Here is a 16158-nt window from a genome sequence, read left to right as displayed (position 1 = left end):
TAATGGAATAAAAAAGAGCCCTAGCATAAGGACTCTTTTTAAAATTAAGCCACTTTCCGATGTAAATGTTTTAGTTCCTTTGTCTTCTCTGCAGTTGGTGGACGGATTAATATTGAAATAATGAAGGAAATAATACTTAAAACACCAATTATAATGAAAGTTGGTTGAAATCCTCCAAGTATCGCTCCAATGAATGATCCTGCAAGCGCACCAAATCCGAAACCTTGGTAGACAATCCCGTAATTTGTACTATGGTTTTTTAATCCAAAGAAATCTCCGACAATAGCTGGGAATATAGTTATATTACCGCCGAAGCAAAAGGCGACACTTGCTACACAAGCAAAATAGATTCCGTAATTTAGCGGAATAAAACTTAAAGTAAAGACTGACAATCCTATAATAATAAATGTTGCAGAGACAATTTTCATTCGGCCGATTTTATCTGATAACGTTCCAAGAATGATTCTACCTACTGTATTAAAGATTGCAATCATAGCAACGGCGTTTGCAGCAGTTGCTGCGCTAAGTCCAACGAGTTGTACGCCGATATCTTTTACCATACTTATTAAATACAAACCACCCATACACGAGGTGAATAACATAAAAAATAGCAGATATACTTGTTTCGTTCGCATCATTTCACGCGGAGTATAGTCATTGTGTAATGTTTCAGTTACAGCATTACTTACAATTGCCTCACGTAAGAAGAACGATCCGATTAATACTAAAAGTAACACGATAATACCCCAATATAAGAATGCTTGTGATACACCAAGGTTATCGATAAGATTTCCGTTTATATATCTAAAGATTAAGCTGCCCATTCCATACGCTGATACAGATATACCTGAAATAAGCCCTTTCCGATTTGGAAACCATTTAATTAAATTAGATAGTGATGTAATATAAGCTGTTCCATCCGCATAACCAACAACGACACCAGCTAATAAATATAATAGTGGTAAGGAAGAAACTTGTGAACTAAGTATTAAGCCGAGTCCTAAAACAATTCCTGCAGTAGCAATAAGTTTCCGCAGTCCTAATTTTTTCTGCAACTTTGCTGCAAATAAAGTTGAGAATGATAAAGAAAAACTTGTTATGGAGAAAGTTATCGCTACTGAATTAAGATTCCATCCAAACTTACTTACAAGGGGTTGATTAAATAAACTCCATGTATAAATTGTTCCAAGGCCAATTTGAACAATGATTGTACCTAGAACAATTAGTAACGGATTTATAGAAGTTTGTTTCATACTAACTGTCCCCTTCTTTTATCTTGACATGAATTTTCACAGTTAGTATATCCATCATAAATTGCAAGATACTGTACGGAAAATGGTAATTAAGTTCATATACACAAAAAGACACTTCATAAAGAAGTGCCTTTTGCAGGTTATATCAGATATTTCTAAAGAAAGCTTTGTTAAGATAAGACATTTTCAAATGCTTATGTATATATGTTATCAAATAATTTCTTATATGTGATGAGACTTAAGACGTATTTTTTATTAATCATATAGTCGGATGAAAAATTAATATTCGATTTCATCAAAATCTTTCGGCTGCGGTACAGTTTGCATATTAGCTGCATCTTTAGGATCGCTATAAATTGCATTTTGTTCTGTATTTACATCTTTTATATTTTGCTTTTTATTTTTGTTCACTTTATCTTTCACTTTCAATCACTCCTTTTTGTTATAGGAGTAATTATGCCCTATTACCGTTACTAAATGTATCAGCGACTAAATTACTAAATTCACGTAAATAATATAAGTAATTATCACCACCGTAGTTATATCTTTTATTATACATTTTTGCAACAACTACATTATATTCAGGTATTACTAAAATAGTCGGTCCAGTAATCCCTAATATTTGATACGATCCTTTTGGAATACGTTCACCAAGTTCGCTTAATTGTGCAGGCTCATTTTGGATGAACCAAAACACCCCATTTTGTGGTAGCTCTTTGTTTATAAATGTTGGGCTCTGCAAACTCGTAGCGATTTTTATAACTTCTTTTGGAACGATTTGTTTATCATGTATCATGCCTTGATTTAGATGAAGATTGCCCCACTGCGCAAATTCTCTAGCTGAGACAAATAAATTTTTTTCAGTACCGTCATCTACCGTACCAATTTCACTAATTGCGTCTTCATTTGGATTATTAACAACGTCAACTAAATTTTCATCTCGCTGAACTCTCCAACCTGTTTCTTGAAAATTAGCAGGTTTAAACACACGCTCCTTTAACAATTCAGGAAAACTTTTGTTATATAGCTGATAAATAAGACGTGTCATCATTCTTACATTAATATCTCTATACGCCCATGATTGTCCCGGTTCAAATTCACGAAAAATTGTCCCGTCATTCGTTTCTTCTAATCCGTGCGAATGTGTTACTAAATGTCTTATCGTCGTTTTACCAAGCAATACAGGATCAAAGTCTTTAAAATATTTTATCGCTTCATCATCGATAGAATTTATTTTCCCCTCGTAAAGCGCATACGCTATCATTAATCCTAAATAACTTTTTCGAGCAGAAGCAACGTTAAATTGTGAAGATGCTGTTACTCTCTTGGTTGTAGATGTATTTGAGTGATAACCACTATAATGCTCTAGTACGATTTTATTATCTTTTATAATACAAAGTGCAGTAGCAGAACTATAATTTTTTTCTTTTATATTCTCTACCCAAGAAATCAACTTTTCGTATGTATACAAATAAATCCCCCTTAACACTAATACAAAATTACAAAATGAAAGAAAAGTATAAACAGTATTTACACCTTTCTTTCATATAAAATAACTTGGATTTTCTATACTTAAATAACCCACCAGTTCCAGCAATTAAAGCAACCAAAACAGCCAGCGCAACCTACGCAACGTCCACCACAACCGCCACAGCGTCCACCACACCCTCCGCATCCGCCGCAACGACGTGCATCGTCTTGAATGTAGTAGTATGGATATTGACTTTGTTGTTGATCCCAATACACAACATTACCAGTTTGATAATCATTAAGGTTTAATGTTTGTAGTTCATGTTGAAACTGATTCATTATGAAACCCTCCATTTATAAATGTAAATTCCGTCCAAATATTAAAGTTAATAAATTCTTTTAAACAAAGTAGAAACAAGACTATAGACTAAATGCGTACATCAACAAAATATGAACTTACACTAGGTGATGTACCTTGTTTTTCAGCCTATTTTCTTTATATTCATTCGATGGACGTATTTACTATAAATAAAGTGATTTAAAAATTACTAATCCAACAATTTAGTAGTTCATCACTTAACTTTCTTTCTAGTAATTCCTTCACTAAAGGCATTGGCATGATTTCATAATGATTTAAGGCTTCTTTATTACAATCTATCCATTGAAATGCTAAATGAGACTCACTAGATTTCGGTGTTAAGTCCGTATGTAAATCTTGTGACTCTACTTCAAAAATGTGGTTAATTTCATGATGAAGCACTTCTTTATCTTGCCATTGATTTTCTATGACTCCTAAAAATTGTTGTATACTACAGTTAACTCCAAGTTCTTCTCTTAACTCTCTTATTAATGCATTCTCTGCTGATTCTCCGATTTCAATATGGCCACCAGGTAAAAAATAATGATGGCCAATGTATTCAGCAACTAATAATTTTTTATCTTTTATCATGACTGCTCGTACAATATGATGGAATTTACTTTTCAATTGATATTCCTCCTAGTCATTCAATCTATACTTGTTCAAATTTCACACTTTTACTTCATAATAGTTAAACAAATAAACGATACACTTGCTCACCATCATATTCATGTCCTAATGATTGAAAACCGTAACGTTCATATAGTTTCTTTGCAGAGACATTATCTTTATGTACGGTTAATCTAATTTCTTTACACGCCTTACATGTATTTTTGATCAAATAAATGCTTTTTTGTAATGCTGCTTTTCCATAACCATTACCTTGCTGCGATTGATCAATAATAAATCCGTTAATCCAATACATATCCGATGTCTCTCTTACAACAGCATGCATAACAAAACCAACCATAAGGTCACCATCGTATATAGCGAATGGTATATACTCTACATTGTCACCATCTGGTTTTATATATACTTTAGCAAGCGAAACTGCTACGGATGGAACAAATTTCAACTGATTTCCTTTAACTTGTAGCTTTAATGCTTCTTCCCAATTTTCTCTCGTAACAACCTTTAACTGGACATTCAATATTGTAAGCTCCTTTATCTAGAGGGATGTATTTTTATATTCAACGCATTGAAATAATTCCCTTTTTCGACAACAACTTATAACATGATTTTTATAAAATCTTGAATGAATTTTTGTTCATCTATTTCTAATGCTATATGGGCTCCTTCAGATATAGAGCTAGGGCGGAAATCAGCAACTGTTTGTCCTTTCGTATCTCCGTATGTATCTACATTTACTGTACGATGCACAAATTCAAAAAAACTTGGATTTACTAATCCACTTATTGCAACCACATCATGTAGCAAAGGTCCTTCGATAGATGGATTAAGTTTTTGGTATGCAGATAAATAGTAATCATACATTGGTTTCATTATCATATGAAATGGATTCTTTGTATTAGCTTGGATGTAATTAAATACATTTGGTGTTAAAACTGCTTTGTTTGTTACATTTAAAGGGAATATTAATAAATTCTTTGCTTGATGGAAAACAATTTTACTTGCTATAGGATCTCCATACACGTTTGCTTCTGCTAACGGCGTAACGTTTCCTACTTCTAAAAAAACACCACCCATAAAATATATTCCTTTTACATTTAGCATTAAATCATTCCATAAATTAAAAGCGATTGCTAACGAGGTAGATCTTCCTACATCAACAATCGTTAAATCTTTTCCGTACTTTATAAGAATCGCAGCAATACTACCAAAATTGTATATTGGAATAGATAATACGTTTTTTGGAACATGGATGGGCCCTAATCCTTCTGCTCCGTGAATTTCAGGGTAGTACGTAGTAATTTCTTCTGTAAGTGGTTTTGTTGCACCACTAATGACAGGAATGTCTTGTCTATTTGCTAACTGTAAAATATACGCTGCATTATGTGCAGCATGTATATGCTCAACATTTCCGTATCCAGTTACAATACCGACAATTTCGATTTTGGGATGCAGTAAACCATACATAATGGCAAATGAGTCATCAATACCTGGGTCTCCGAAAAATAATACTTTTTCCAAGAAATACTCTCCCCTCATAAAAAAATAGAGTCATCAATAGCTATTTATATGAAAAAAGCAAGTATACATATGCAAAGTTTAAAATGGATAATGTTTTACAAGATATAAAAAAGGAACTAGCGTATGCTAATTCCTTTTCTTAGGTAAATATTCTCAAATTTGATTATTTATCGTATCCTTCATAGATTTCATCATTTATTAGATTTTGTGTTTTTTTATCATCAGGTACAGGCTTCCACCAATTTCCCGTAATAAAAAGCATAGTTAATAGATTGTAACTATCACTAAAATAGCTTTCTCTCTTATTCTTCATCCAATCCCATCCACTATTTACCCACTTTTGATTATTGCTACTCGTTATACTTGCAGCAATAAATGGCGAAACGAATACAGCAGTTGAATAACTACCAATATTAGATCCATTTAATTGATAACCATCCACAATTTTAGAAGGATTTCCATTCGTTTTATTTTGAATCCACGAAGAAACTTTATCAGAAATGACTTTACTTCTTTTCTCGCCGTACATCGCATAGTCCATTACAATTCTCAATGGTACCCGACTAGCATTGTAATAATATGCATTTGTATATTCTGACTCATCTAAGAAGTCTTTAGGTGCAGGTTGTGGTGGGTTTTTTACAACGAAATCTGAAATAAGTCCTGTATTTGGAGAGTACTTATTACTAAATTGCGTATAAACATCGTACAAATTATTAATAACTGTAAGCCAAGTTTTATCACCTGTAAATTCATAAAATGCTCTAAGGTGTGACATCATCCAATCAGATGGTCTCGTATCAAGTGAACTTTTAGAATCCCAATCTCCTAAATTTAGTCGGCTATTATTTGTAACATTACTAGCTTTAATACCTTTTGTAATCATGTCTTGTGCTTCTTTCAAATAATTAACCGTTCCATTTGATCCCCACTGCTTATGAGCAAGAAGAAGAGAATACGCAATATCTAAATCCCCATCAGTAGCAGAATCAAAATGACCTTGTGCTTTTTTACTATCTGCGACAACCCATCCCATTAAATTAGGATTTTGAGAGCTTTTAAAAGTTCTTGCTGTTTTAAATAAGCCGTCATAGATTTTTTGAGCATTCGAATCATAACCAGCCATTAATACTGTAATTATCATTCCATACCCTTGCCCTTCTGAAGTTCCAAGTGGCTTAAACCCATCAGCATCACCCGTAATCTCTCCTTTTACATAATAACCACCAGGTAAAGAAGATAAATCATTTTTCAAATATTTCTTTTTCCAATTATCGTAGTAGCTTCTTACAGAAGCATTTAAGCTTTCTTGTGTAATATGATTCGGTTTTATAACGCCTGCATAATTAACTTGCTGGGGAAATGGTTTCATTTCCTTTGCAGCAGCTACTTGTTGATTAACTACGGGAATAGAATTTTGTATTGAATTGTCCGTTACACTTGCTGCGAAACTAGAATTAGAAAAACTAGCTAGTCCGATTCCTACAATAGAAATATATGTGAAAATTTTTCTTTTTCCATTCATTATGTTGTCAGCTCCTTTTAAAATGCTTACTACATAAAATGTAACATACAATATTTAACTTAAATACAAAATATTATATTTATCAACATAAGAAAGAAACTATATAAAAAAGTATCATAAAATCATTATTGAATTACATTATACGGATTGATTATTTGCTAAATTCCTATGTTTTTCTTTTCTTAATACTGGTATATGAGCAATCACAATTCCAAGTATAGTAATTCCTCCGCCAATTATCGAAACTAAAGTTGGCACTTCTCCTAACCATATCCAAGCAATGAAACACGCAGTTATTGGCGTTAAATATAGAGAACTTGTTGCTTCAGAAGCACCAGCATGAGATATAATATAGGCCAATGCTATATACGGGAGTACTGTTGGAAAGACACCTAAATATATAACGCTCAAGTTAACTTCAAGAGGAGCTGCTAGTATATTTTGATAAACTCCGGGTAAGAAAATAAGCATACATACAGTACTAGACAAAATTGTATATATGGTAAATGGTAAGAAGCCGTATTTTTTTAAGTAAGATGTTTGGAAAACGAAAAATAAACTTTCTGAAATCGCCGCTAATAATATAAATAATCCCCCGCTATTCAATTGAATAGCGTCGCCTTGGCTAAATGAAATTAAGGCAATTCCTGCAAAACTCATTACACCACCGATCCAACCATTTAATTTCATTTTTTCATTCAAAAAAACAGAAGCAAGAATTGCCGTAAATATTGGAGTGACTGAAATTATTAAACTTGCAGATCCAGCATTGACTGTTTTTTCGCCGTAGTTTAATGCGATGTGATAAATAGTAAACCCTAGAGCACCAAATATAAAAATTGCTGGGATATCCTTTAAATCCGGTAGTCGTAGTTTGTATATAAATGAAAATAACAAAAGTATAAATGAGGCGATTAATAAGCGTAGTAAAGTAAGGTGTTCAGGCGTATAAGATTCAAGCCCCATACGAATTGCTGGAAAAGCAGTTCCCCATATAAGAATTGTAAAAGCGTGAGCACATATAATGCGTAAATCCCATTTTTTATTATGCATGTTTTCTCTCCTTCCTTAAAAAACCAACCATTTTTAAATTACCAATTATTTCTTTTCATCATATTTAATAGTTGATACAATGTCTTCAACCAGTTATTTACCGGAAAAACCAACCACTTTGAATCTTTTAAATAAACGAGGGAGTTTTTTATATGACAACCGATAAAAAAGTGCCTAAATATCGGCAGATAATAGACTATATGAAAGAAAAAATTGAAAACGGAGAATGGCCAATTGGAAGTAAAGTCCCTAGTCAGCGGCAGTTAGCAAAATTATTTCATGTAAATCGAAGTACTGTAATAACTGCGCTAGATGAACTTATGGCAGATGGTTTAATTCAAGGACAAATCGGAGCAGGAACAATTGTAACAAATAATACATGGTCATTATTAGCAACTAATCCCCCGCCCGATTGGAGTGAATATGTAAAGGCCGGTATTCATAAACCAAGTAAGTTAATGGTGCGAGAAATAAATGCAGCAGAAGCAAATAAAACGCTTATCCATCTTAGTAAAGGTGAACTTGCACCTCATCTTTTCCCGCTCGAAACTATGCAATCTATAATAAAAAACGTCAGTGAGGAATTAGATTATTTCGGATACGAGGAACAAAAAGGTTTTTATCCGTTACGTGAAGCAATAAGCAAATACGTAAAATCATTTGGAATACATGCATCACCGGATTCTATATTAATAGTCTCTGGTGCACTCCAAGCATTACAATTAATATCAATTGGTCTTTTACATAGAAAATCAACTGTTTTACTTGAACAACCTTCTTACTTATATTCACTTCATGTTTTTCAATCAGCAAATATAAATTTATCCGGTATATCAATGGACCATCACGGTATTTTACCTAACAATTTATTAAAACGAATTAAATATAGTCAAAAGAATAATATTTTATATTCAATCCCTTGTTTTCAAAATCCAACGGGGATATTAATGTCCAAAGAGCGAAGAAAAGAAATATTAAAAATATGTGAAAAGGAGCAGTTGCCTATCATCGAGGATGATATATACCGAGAGTTATGGATTGATGAATCACCTCCAGCTCCTTTAAAGTCGATGGATAAACATGGACATGTATTATATATTGGTAGTCTCTCTAAAACACTTAGCCCAGGACTTAGAATTGGATGGATAATCGGACCAGAACCTGTTATTGATAGATTGTCAGATATAAAAATGCAAACAGACTATGGATCCAGCTCTTTATCTCAAAGAGTAGCTGCTGAATGGATAAATGAAGGTTTTTATGAAGAACATGTAGCAAACGTAAGAATGCACCTGAAAGAGCGAAGACAAATAATGATACGAGCTTTAAATAAATATTGTGCAGATATTGCATCGTGGGATATTCCTAGTGGTGGATTTTTTATATGGCTAAAGGTTGTACATAACATTCCGATGAAAAAACTATTTTCAGAGGCACTATCAAAAGGAATTCTTTTAAACCCAGGACGTATTTATGAAGAAGAATCAGATCAGTACATTCGTTTATCATATGGATATGCTTCTCCAGAACAAATGACTTACGGGATTAAATTGCTCAGTGAATTAATTCGAAAGTTAACGGCATAAAAAAATCCTCTTTTGTTTTTGGAGGATTTTTTTACGTATCTTATTTACCACAATCTCATTTCTTGTCCCAATAAAATAAGTTCTTCATAAGGATCTCCGTCAATATTTAATACTTGAGCAAAAGCAGGTTCTGTTTTTAAACCTTTTTCCTTTAAGCGAATAACTTCTTTCCTTATATGGGGATGCTGCATTAATAACATGTGTTCCACTATCATATGTCTATATGCATTTTGATTACGCACTGGCTTCGGTTGAGCAAATAATTCAAATTCAAAACCTTCGAATTCAAAATTTACCTTTATCGATTCAGTACCTTTCATTTTTTTCTTTTTTATGTTGAACCCTCTATAAGAACCATATAAAGATCTCATTTCCTGCTCAAAAACATCAAAGTTATGTACTTCCATTACTATATCTAAGTCAGATTGGAGAGTATCAATTCTTATAGGGATTGTCCCGCAAAGAACGGGACTATACAAAGCTAAATCCTCCATTATGTTTAGTTTATTTAAAACATCATATACCTTTTGTTGTTTGTCATTCCCTGATTGTAAATATGTAATAGATGTAAACATGGAAGTCTCTCCTTCATTTCACGTAATACGTGGCTCACTAAAATCAAGAAAAATTTGTCCGTTTAAATTTGTTCTAGGATTACCTTTATTTCAAAATATTAAGGCCAACAAACAATATGTTTCAACTTTTCTCCTATACTGCAATACTATAAAAATAAAAAAGGAGGAATTATTATGAGCATTTTTAACATTCTTTTAACCATACACATACTATTTGGAACAATATGCTTAATCACTGGTATTGTAGCAATGGTTGCCCAAAAGAAGAAAGGAAAACATACCGAATGGGGCGAAATATATCATGCATCCTATGTTGTCATTACCCTTACGGCAATAATATTATCCATTATCAACTGGGATAAAATCGCATATTTATTTTATGTAGCAATCTTCTCTTATTCATTTGCAATTTATGGATACCTCGCACGAAAAAAACGTTGGAAAAATTGGCTCCATCACCACATTAGAGGTATGTTAGGTTCTTATATAGGTGCAGTCACCGCACTTTTAGTAAATATCGGCATCCATATTCCCATTATAAATTTACTTCCGCCAATATGGTTTTGGTTTTTACCCACCTTAATTGGTATCCCCCTCGTAGCCAGTGTATCAAAAAAATATAAAAAGCGTAGTTGAAATTAATTACATTTTGATTACTTTCTGATTATTAGAATGAAAAATTATAATCTATGTATCACAAATGATATCATGAGTGCTCGCCCTATGAATATTTAAAATAAAATGCCGCCCAACAGGACGGCTCTTATTTTTACTTTACAAATGTAACATATTCATCAGAAACCCATTGATTTCCACCAACATTATACCCACCATCTTTATATCCAAATGATTGATATTTTTCACCTTGATACACGTTTTTCACAATGCCGTAATTTGTTCCTGGGCCGGTACGAACACGCAATACATCAGCGATTATAGTAACTACACCTACACCCTCGTTTGATGATTGTGAAGGTGCTGATACATTTCCTCCCGTATAACGAATATATGATGGATCGTTATAAATCCACTGATCGCCACCGAGATTTAACCAGCCATTTGATTGTCCAAATACTTTGTAGGACTCTCCTTTCCCTAATTGACGAATAACGCCATATCCAGTACCAGGTCCTTTTCGTAAATTTACATTACTACCGTTAATATAAGCAACCCCTACACTATTATTCGATGGAGGAGGAGTCACTACGTTTTGAGCACCTTTTCCAAAAGTATCCGTTCCATAACCTTTGTAGTTATATTGCAAATGCGGGCTATCCACAAATCCTTTCCAGTCACCGCCCCATTCAAAACCAATTTGTTTAGCATAACGAATTGCTGATTCCCACGGTTCTTTATTATAGCCATTCCAATCTTCTGTACCATTCGACTGAATTGGAACAAAATCTAATGCCTGTCCTACTAAGTGATATGAGCGCATCGTTTGCGATGCTCCTTTACGAACATATTCACGTTGTTGCTCGACCGTACGGATTGTTTCATAAATTAATACTTCAATTTCATTGTCGATACAGTACTGATACCACTTAAAAGCTGCAGCTTTCGTATTATCCGCTAATTTATTCAGATTACTTACATTTCTATTGTGGTATTTCAATATGCAACATCTCTTTTTCTATTATCCTATGCAAAATTCGTCTCATGGGTTGTACATATACCTAGAACGATACGAAGTACAAATACATAAGAAGCCAATTCATCTAAAAAGGTTTTCACTTCTAGCTTCAAACTTTGTAAGTTGAAATCGAAGCAATAAAAAAACCACAACCTAAGTCTTCAAGTTGCGGTTTTTGGTATTTTCTTTTTATATGCTACATGCCTTCTTGCATTGATAATCCTAATATACAGGTTTTGTAAATTTTCCCTTTATGAATAACACTTCTTATTCATGACTTTTCAAATCCAATAATATTGAATGTAAATGATCCGGATAATTAGTAAACATCCCATCGACTCCCCATGAAAGTAACTTTTTCATATCTTTTTCATTATCTACTGTAAATGGATGAACTTCTAATCCGTTTTTCTTTATTTTCTTTACATAATCTGAATCAATATATTTGTAATTCATACCAAGACCTATGCAGTACATTTTATACTTTTCTATCTCTAATTTTGTTAATTGAACTGCTTTTTTATAAGGTAATAATTGTACTATGGATATATTACTATTTAAGCTATGAATCTTTTGTAGACTTTCTTCACTAAACGATTGAATAATCACTTTATCCTGTATTTCGTAGTGATTAATAATTTCTAATAATTTTTCTTCCATTCCTGGATATTCATCAGGTGTTTTTGTTTCGATATAATAGTTCGCGTTATGCCCAAACGTTTCAATAATTTCTGTTAATGTTGGGACTTTTGCATTTTCAAATTCTTTCTTTGCTAAGTTCGGATATTTTTCATTGAAAAGAGAGCCGGCATTTAGTTGCTTTATTTCTTCTAATGTATGCTCTTTTACCAGCCCAGTACCATTCGTTGTACGGTTTAATGTTTCATCATGCATAGCCACTAAATGTCCATCTTTTGTCATTTGAAGATCAATTTCTATATAATCTCCATTCATTTGTTGGCCTAATTGATATGCTGCTATTGTATGTTCAGGTGCATACGCAGAAGCACCTCTATGTGCGATATTTTTTATATGATTTGATTGATTAATAGCTTTAGTATACTTATGTTCATTTATTTTCTGAAAAACAAAGATACTTATTACTATAAAGGCACAAATTATTGTAGCGAGATATATCTTTTTCATAACGATTTATAAGCTCCTATATAAAGACGATTTAACTTGAATGATTTACTCAATTAAATGTCGATTTTCCAATACAGTCATTTTGCCAATAGCTTGAAATCCCGATTTTTTATAAATGTTGATTCCATCGGGTGAAGCTTGTAACACACAATACATATTTTTTAATTTTTGTGCTTCTTGCAGAAGGAAATTGAACATAGTAGATCCGAATCCTCGTCCTCTCATTTCCTCTTTAGTTGCGATGTCATAAATACCAATACTATCTTTTGAACATATCAATGAACCAACAGTTACGACTTCCCCTTCATAAAATCCTAAAAATAGTTTCATATTTTCACTGTTACATATATCAAGATTAGAAATTTGATTATAGAATGCTTGTACATGTATACCTTCTTCTGATGTGCCGAATAGATTAGCTAACATTTCTCCAAATTTTTTTATTTGTGCAGGTGAAGATGCCTGTTGAATTGTAAAACTTACTGGCATGTTTATTGTTGGAGAAATTGTTTTTAAGTCTGCTACCATCGCAATATTTTGCTCCGCTTCTTTTAAACCGATTTTATTTAACTTGCTTTTTATATCCCGCTCTTGCTCTTCATCCCATAACCAAACACTCATTGGAAATTTCTTTTGATTATAGTAGTCTACCTCCTTATATAATTTCTCTATCCCTACCGTTAAATTATTGTTTAGTAGAGTAATGACATTGAATGTATCTGCAGGTAATCCGCAATCAACAGCAATATAATCTTGCGTTTCTTTTATACTCATTCCGGGCACAAATTGCGCAACATATGAAGTTTTAAATGCAAAGTTATCTATTAGTAGTTGTTTATAATTCATCAATAGTTCTCCTTTTCATAAAAAGTACTCCTCGAATTCTTCTATATTAAATATAACATATTAGAAATTTACCTTTTTCTATAAAAAGTACCTCTTTAAATTGTGCTCTATAGTTTAAAATAATTAAAAATGATATAACGTTGTCGGAATGAAAAAAGTGGTATATAATAAATATTAACATTACTAGTAATTATTTTAGGTATTCCTAGAATAAAGGAGCGATACATATGAAAATTACTATTTATTTCGGAAGTCATGAAGATCAAGATGTTCGTACTATGGACTGTCATTTAGATGTAGAAGATACAGAAGAGATTGTTTCTGTATCATAATATAAATAGTTAGGGTAAACCCTATTTCCTACAGCGTTTAAGGCACCTTTTATAAGGTGTCTTTTTTGTTATATTTTCATCAAAAACCCTTTACTTTATAGCGTTTTAATAGTAAAATATAAATATACGAACAAATGTTCTTTTTTATTTTAAACGTACATGAAGGGATGATTTTAACAATGGCTCCATTAAAGCGCAGAGGAAGAAAAAAGCAAGCACCTATTATTTCAAATACAGGCTTTATCGGCTCTGTCTTTATCGATACATTGGAGTTACAAAAGAAATCCTATTATTTCGCTCGTAAAAAACTTCAAATTGTTCATCACGTACTAGATGGTCTCTCTGGAGCAACAAGTGCTTTATTTAAAGAACATAACATTTCAGCATACATGTCATGTGTGTATTTACATAAACAAAAGAAAATCGGCTTTGTTCTTTCAACGAAACCATTTGAACAAAGTGATGGCGTTGCTTATTTTGTAAATTATTTAATCGAAAAGAATTTTTACGGCGGCCATGAAGAAGATGTAGAATATCAAGAAGTATTTAATACAGGTTTTATCGGTGTAGTATTCGCTGATTTATCTAGTATAGATCGCTTTAATTTCGAATTTGAAATGGGTATGCTAACGAAATTAATGAAAGATATGATTATTCCAGTTAAAGAACTCTTTTTACGCCATAATGTACCGGCTTATATCTCCACTTCCCATTTAGAAGAACAAAACAAATTAGGTTTCGTTCTCTCTGTAAAGCCATATGACGAACGCGCTGAAGCAGATTTATATTTTGAAGCGTATTTAAAAGAACGCGGATTATTTATTGGTGATGAAGAAGATGAAATTGATAAGATCGTTATTAGAAAAACAGCTGAATTACGATAGAAAAGCGTAGGATGCTGACCCTGCGCTTTTTAAGTTACGTTAAACACTATAATCTTTTGAATGAATTTCTAAATTTAACTTATTTGCTAAAATTTTATTCAAAATAAAAAATACAATGCCCCCTGCAATGGGAAGCGTGTAGGCTGGCATGTAATTTAATAATAGTCCTGATATTGCAAGTGCTATTGGTTGCATTATTTTACCTAGGCTTAATCCAATACTAAGAACTCTTCCTCTATATTCTTCAGGAATCTCATTTTGCATGAAATACATTAAAGGAATATCAATTTGTGCTATCATAAATCCTAAAAAGAACATAATCATGCAATACGTAGTAACATATACCAAATTATTTACTACAATAGATTTAAATAAAACAGGTATTCCTGAAACTATCATAAAAATTGCCAACATAAAACTTAACTTTTTCAAAAGATAAGCGTAAGAAAAACGAGCGGTTATCTTTTTTACTAAAATCGCACCAATTATCATACCTACTGGAAAAGTCCCTTGAATCAAACCAAATTGCTTAGAACTAAGATTGAGAACTGTGTTAATAATGTATGGCAACGGAACAGTTACAGCAAAGCCTAAAAAGAAATTAAGAGAAATTAAAATACTAAAAGTATTTTTTAAGCTTTTCCGCTCCAATAAATAAGAGTATCCCTCCTTTATATCTTCAATAAAATTAATTTCTCTAATTGAACATTCCTCATTTATGTTTTGCTCAAACAATTTAAAGTTAATAAACAATATGGAAATAGCCGAAAGGATAAATGAAATACCATTTATAATTATAAAAATTTTAATATCAAAGACTGCAAAAACAATCCCCCCTAACATAGGCCCTAGAATTAAAGATATAGAATCGATAATTTTACTTATAGAATTAATACTCATTAACCGCTCTTTAGTGACCATATTCGGTTTTACGGCCTCTAAACCTATTCCAAAAAAAGTTGTAAATACTGTCATAAAAAAGGTAGTAGTATAAATGATGAATAAGTTTAATCCATAATAGCTGCTTAATATATAAACAGTTATTAATAAGCATCCGCTTAGTAAATCCATACAAATAACCAGTTTCTTTTTATCAACCTTATCAGCAATGACACCGGCAAATGGATTCATAACAATCATTGGAATCGTTCCTAATATGAGCGAAATTGCAAAATTTAACGCAGATCCGGTTATTTGTAAAACATACAATCCTAATGTAAAACTATAAATAGAGCTACCAAATAGTGATACTGTTTTTGCAATTGAATATAAACAAATATTTCTTAGTTCTTGGTTTCTTTTTTTATTTTCTATATGTAATCGTAAACTTCCCATCACTTTTCCCC

17 protein-coding genes are annotated in these 16158 nt (G+C 32.3%); 3 read left to right on the top strand and 14 right to left on the bottom strand.

What is annotated here, in order from left to right:
• Positions 1 to 44 precede the first annotated feature (44 nt).
• From C4S65_RS12115 to C4S65_RS12075, 9 genes are all read right to left on the bottom strand, one after another.
• Positions 45 to 1253, bottom strand: coding sequence for an OFA family MFS transporter (locus tag C4S65_RS12115; protein ID WP_029442476.1), 1209 nt, complete (start codon positions 1251 to 1253; stop codon positions 45 to 47).
• A 279-nt stretch (positions 1254 to 1532) separates the two neighbouring features.
• Positions 1533 to 1676 carry a hypothetical protein gene (locus tag C4S65_RS34350; protein ID WP_000653680.1) on the bottom strand — a complete coding sequence of 48 codons (144 nt, stop codon included), beginning with the start codon at positions 1674 to 1676 and terminating at the stop codon, positions 1533 to 1535.
• A 31-nt stretch (positions 1677 to 1707) separates the two neighbouring features.
• Positions 1708 to 2724, bottom strand: a complete 1017-nt coding sequence (locus tag C4S65_RS12105; protein ID WP_086406245.1) for a serine hydrolase domain-containing protein — start codon at positions 2722 to 2724, stop codon at positions 1708 to 1710.
• Positions 2725 to 2825: 101 nt separating this feature from the next.
• Positions 2826 to 3062, bottom strand: a complete 237-nt coding sequence (locus C4S65_RS12100; protein WP_142333772.1) for a heterocycloanthracin/sonorensin family bacteriocin — start codon at positions 3060 to 3062, stop codon at positions 2826 to 2828.
• Positions 3063 to 3261: 199 nt separating this feature from the next.
• Positions 3262 to 3708: an NUDIX domain-containing protein gene (locus C4S65_RS12095; RefSeq protein WP_000836838.1), complete on the bottom strand. Its 447-nt coding sequence runs from the start codon at positions 3706 to 3708 to the stop codon at positions 3262 to 3264.
• A gap of 64 nt (positions 3709 to 3772) precedes the next feature.
• A complete protein-coding gene (locus C4S65_RS12090) occupies positions 3773 to 4231 on the bottom strand; it encodes a GNAT family N-acetyltransferase (protein WP_061667064.1) in 459 nt (152 codons plus the stop codon).
• Positions 4232 to 4308: 77 nt separating this feature from the next.
• The gene (locus tag C4S65_RS12085) at positions 4309 to 5232 is read right to left on the bottom strand and encodes a nucleoside hydrolase (protein ID WP_086406244.1); all 924 of its coding nucleotides are present in this window, start codon (positions 5230 to 5232) and stop codon (positions 4309 to 4311) included.
• 163 nt (positions 5233 to 5395) lie between these two features.
• Positions 5396 to 6757: a glycosyl hydrolase family 8 gene (locus C4S65_RS12080; protein ID WP_061667062.1), complete on the bottom strand. Its 1362-nt coding sequence runs from the start codon at positions 6755 to 6757 to the stop codon at positions 5396 to 5398.
• A 138-nt stretch (positions 6758 to 6895) separates the two neighbouring features.
• Positions 6896 to 7810 carry a DMT family transporter gene (locus C4S65_RS12075; protein ID WP_061667061.1) on the bottom strand — a complete coding sequence of 305 codons (915 nt, stop codon included), beginning with the start codon at positions 7808 to 7810 and terminating at the stop codon, positions 6896 to 6898.
• Positions 7811 to 7962: 152 nt separating this feature from the next.
• On the opposite strand from C4S65_RS12075, the gene C4S65_RS12070 reads away from it, so the two are divergent.
• Positions 7963 to 9396, top strand: a complete 1434-nt coding sequence (locus C4S65_RS12070) for a PLP-dependent aminotransferase family protein (RefSeq protein WP_086406243.1) — start codon at positions 7963 to 7965, stop codon at positions 9394 to 9396.
• Positions 9397 to 9440: 44 nt separating this feature from the next.
• Here the strand turns inward: C4S65_RS12070 and C4S65_RS12065 are convergent, their stop codons facing one another.
• Entirely contained in the window at positions 9441 to 9971 is a 531-nt protein-coding gene (locus C4S65_RS12065; RefSeq protein ID WP_061667059.1) for a DUF4269 domain-containing protein, read from the bottom strand.
• A 174-nt stretch (positions 9972 to 10145) separates the two neighbouring features.
• On the opposite strand from C4S65_RS12065, the gene C4S65_RS12060 reads away from it, so the two are divergent.
• On the top strand, positions 10146 to 10607 hold the full coding sequence (locus C4S65_RS12060; protein ID WP_000021743.1) for a DUF2306 domain-containing protein: 462 nt from the start codon (positions 10146 to 10148) through the stop codon (positions 10605 to 10607).
• 133 nt (positions 10608 to 10740) lie between these two features.
• On the opposite strand, the gene C4S65_RS12055 is transcribed toward C4S65_RS12060, so the two are convergent.
• The 3 genes from C4S65_RS12055 to C4S65_RS12045 all read right to left on the bottom strand — a co-directional run bounded on the left by C4S65_RS12055 (position 10741) and on the right by C4S65_RS12045 (position 13596).
• The gene (locus C4S65_RS12055; RefSeq protein WP_086406242.1) at positions 10741 to 11586 is read right to left on the bottom strand and encodes a M15 family metallopeptidase; all 846 of its coding nucleotides are present in this window, start codon (positions 11584 to 11586) and stop codon (positions 10741 to 10743) included.
• A 285-nt stretch (positions 11587 to 11871) separates the two neighbouring features.
• Positions 11872 to 12750, bottom strand: coding sequence for a glycerophosphodiester phosphodiesterase (locus C4S65_RS12050; protein WP_000725621.1), 879 nt, complete (start codon positions 12748 to 12750; stop codon positions 11872 to 11874).
• A gap of 45 nt (positions 12751 to 12795) precedes the next feature.
• Complete coding sequence (locus C4S65_RS12045) at positions 12796 to 13596, bottom strand: GNAT family N-acetyltransferase (RefSeq protein WP_140337743.1); 801 nt, start codon at positions 13594 to 13596, stop codon at positions 12796 to 12798.
• Between the two features lie 511 nt (positions 13597 to 14107).
• Between C4S65_RS12045 and C4S65_RS12035 the strand changes: the two genes are divergently transcribed.
• On the top strand, positions 14108 to 14812 hold the full coding sequence (locus C4S65_RS12035; RefSeq protein ID WP_086406240.1) for a hypothetical protein: 705 nt from the start codon (positions 14108 to 14110) through the stop codon (positions 14810 to 14812).
• A gap of 39 nt (positions 14813 to 14851) precedes the next feature.
• Here C4S65_RS12035 and C4S65_RS12030 read toward each other — a convergent pair whose 3' ends face one another.
• Complete coding sequence (locus C4S65_RS12030) at positions 14852 to 16147, bottom strand: MFS transporter (protein WP_086406239.1); 1296 nt, start codon at positions 16145 to 16147, stop codon at positions 14852 to 14854.
• Between the last annotated feature and the right edge of the window lie 11 nt (positions 16148 to 16158).

The organism is Bacillus sp. ok061 (assembly GCF_900108285.1).
GTDB classification, from domain to species: Bacteria; Bacillota; Bacilli; order Bacillales; family Bacillaceae_G; genus Bacillus_A; species Bacillus_A thuringiensis_S.
Note: the sequence above shows the minus strand (reverse complement) of the source record. Positions and strands in the feature narration are given on the sequence as shown.

Bases quoted from the DNA above. Each gene is read 5' to 3' on its own strand.
- C4S65_RS12050 (WP_000725621.1), bottom strand. From the start codon at position 12,750: ATGAAAAAGATATATCTCGCTACAATAATTTGTGCCTTTATAGTAATA.
- C4S65_RS12030 (WP_086406239.1), bottom strand. From the start codon at position 16,147: ATGGGAAGTTTACGATTACATATAGAAAATAAAAAAAGAAACCAAGAA.
- C4S65_RS12115 (WP_029442476.1), bottom strand. From the start codon at position 1,253: ATGAAACAAACTTCTATAAATCCGTTACTAATTGTTCTAGGTACAATC.
- C4S65_RS12035 (WP_086406240.1), top strand. From the start codon at position 14,108: ATGGCTCCATTAAAGCGCAGAGGAAGAAAAAAGCAAGCACCTATTATT.
- C4S65_RS12070 (WP_086406243.1), top strand. From the start codon at position 7,963: ATGACAACCGATAAAAAAGTGCCTAAATATCGGCAGATAATAGACTAT.
- C4S65_RS12060 (WP_000021743.1), top strand. From the start codon at position 10,146: ATGAGCATTTTTAACATTCTTTTAACCATACACATACTATTTGGAACA.
- C4S65_RS12075 (WP_061667061.1), bottom strand. From the start codon at position 7,810: ATGCATAATAAAAAATGGGATTTACGCATTATATGTGCTCACGCTTTT.
- C4S65_RS12065 (WP_061667059.1), bottom strand. From the start codon at position 9,971: ATGTTTACATCTATTACATATTTACAATCAGGGAATGACAAACAACAA.
- C4S65_RS12100 (WP_142333772.1), bottom strand. From the start codon at position 3,062: ATGAATCAGTTTCAACATGAACTACAAACATTAAACCTTAATGATTAT.
- C4S65_RS12045 (WP_140337743.1), bottom strand. From the start codon at position 13,596: ATGAATTATAAACAACTACTAATAGATAACTTTGCATTTAAAACTTCA.
- C4S65_RS12080 (WP_061667062.1), bottom strand. From the start codon at position 6,757: ATGAATGGAAAAAGAAAAATTTTCACATATATTTCTATTGTAGGAATC.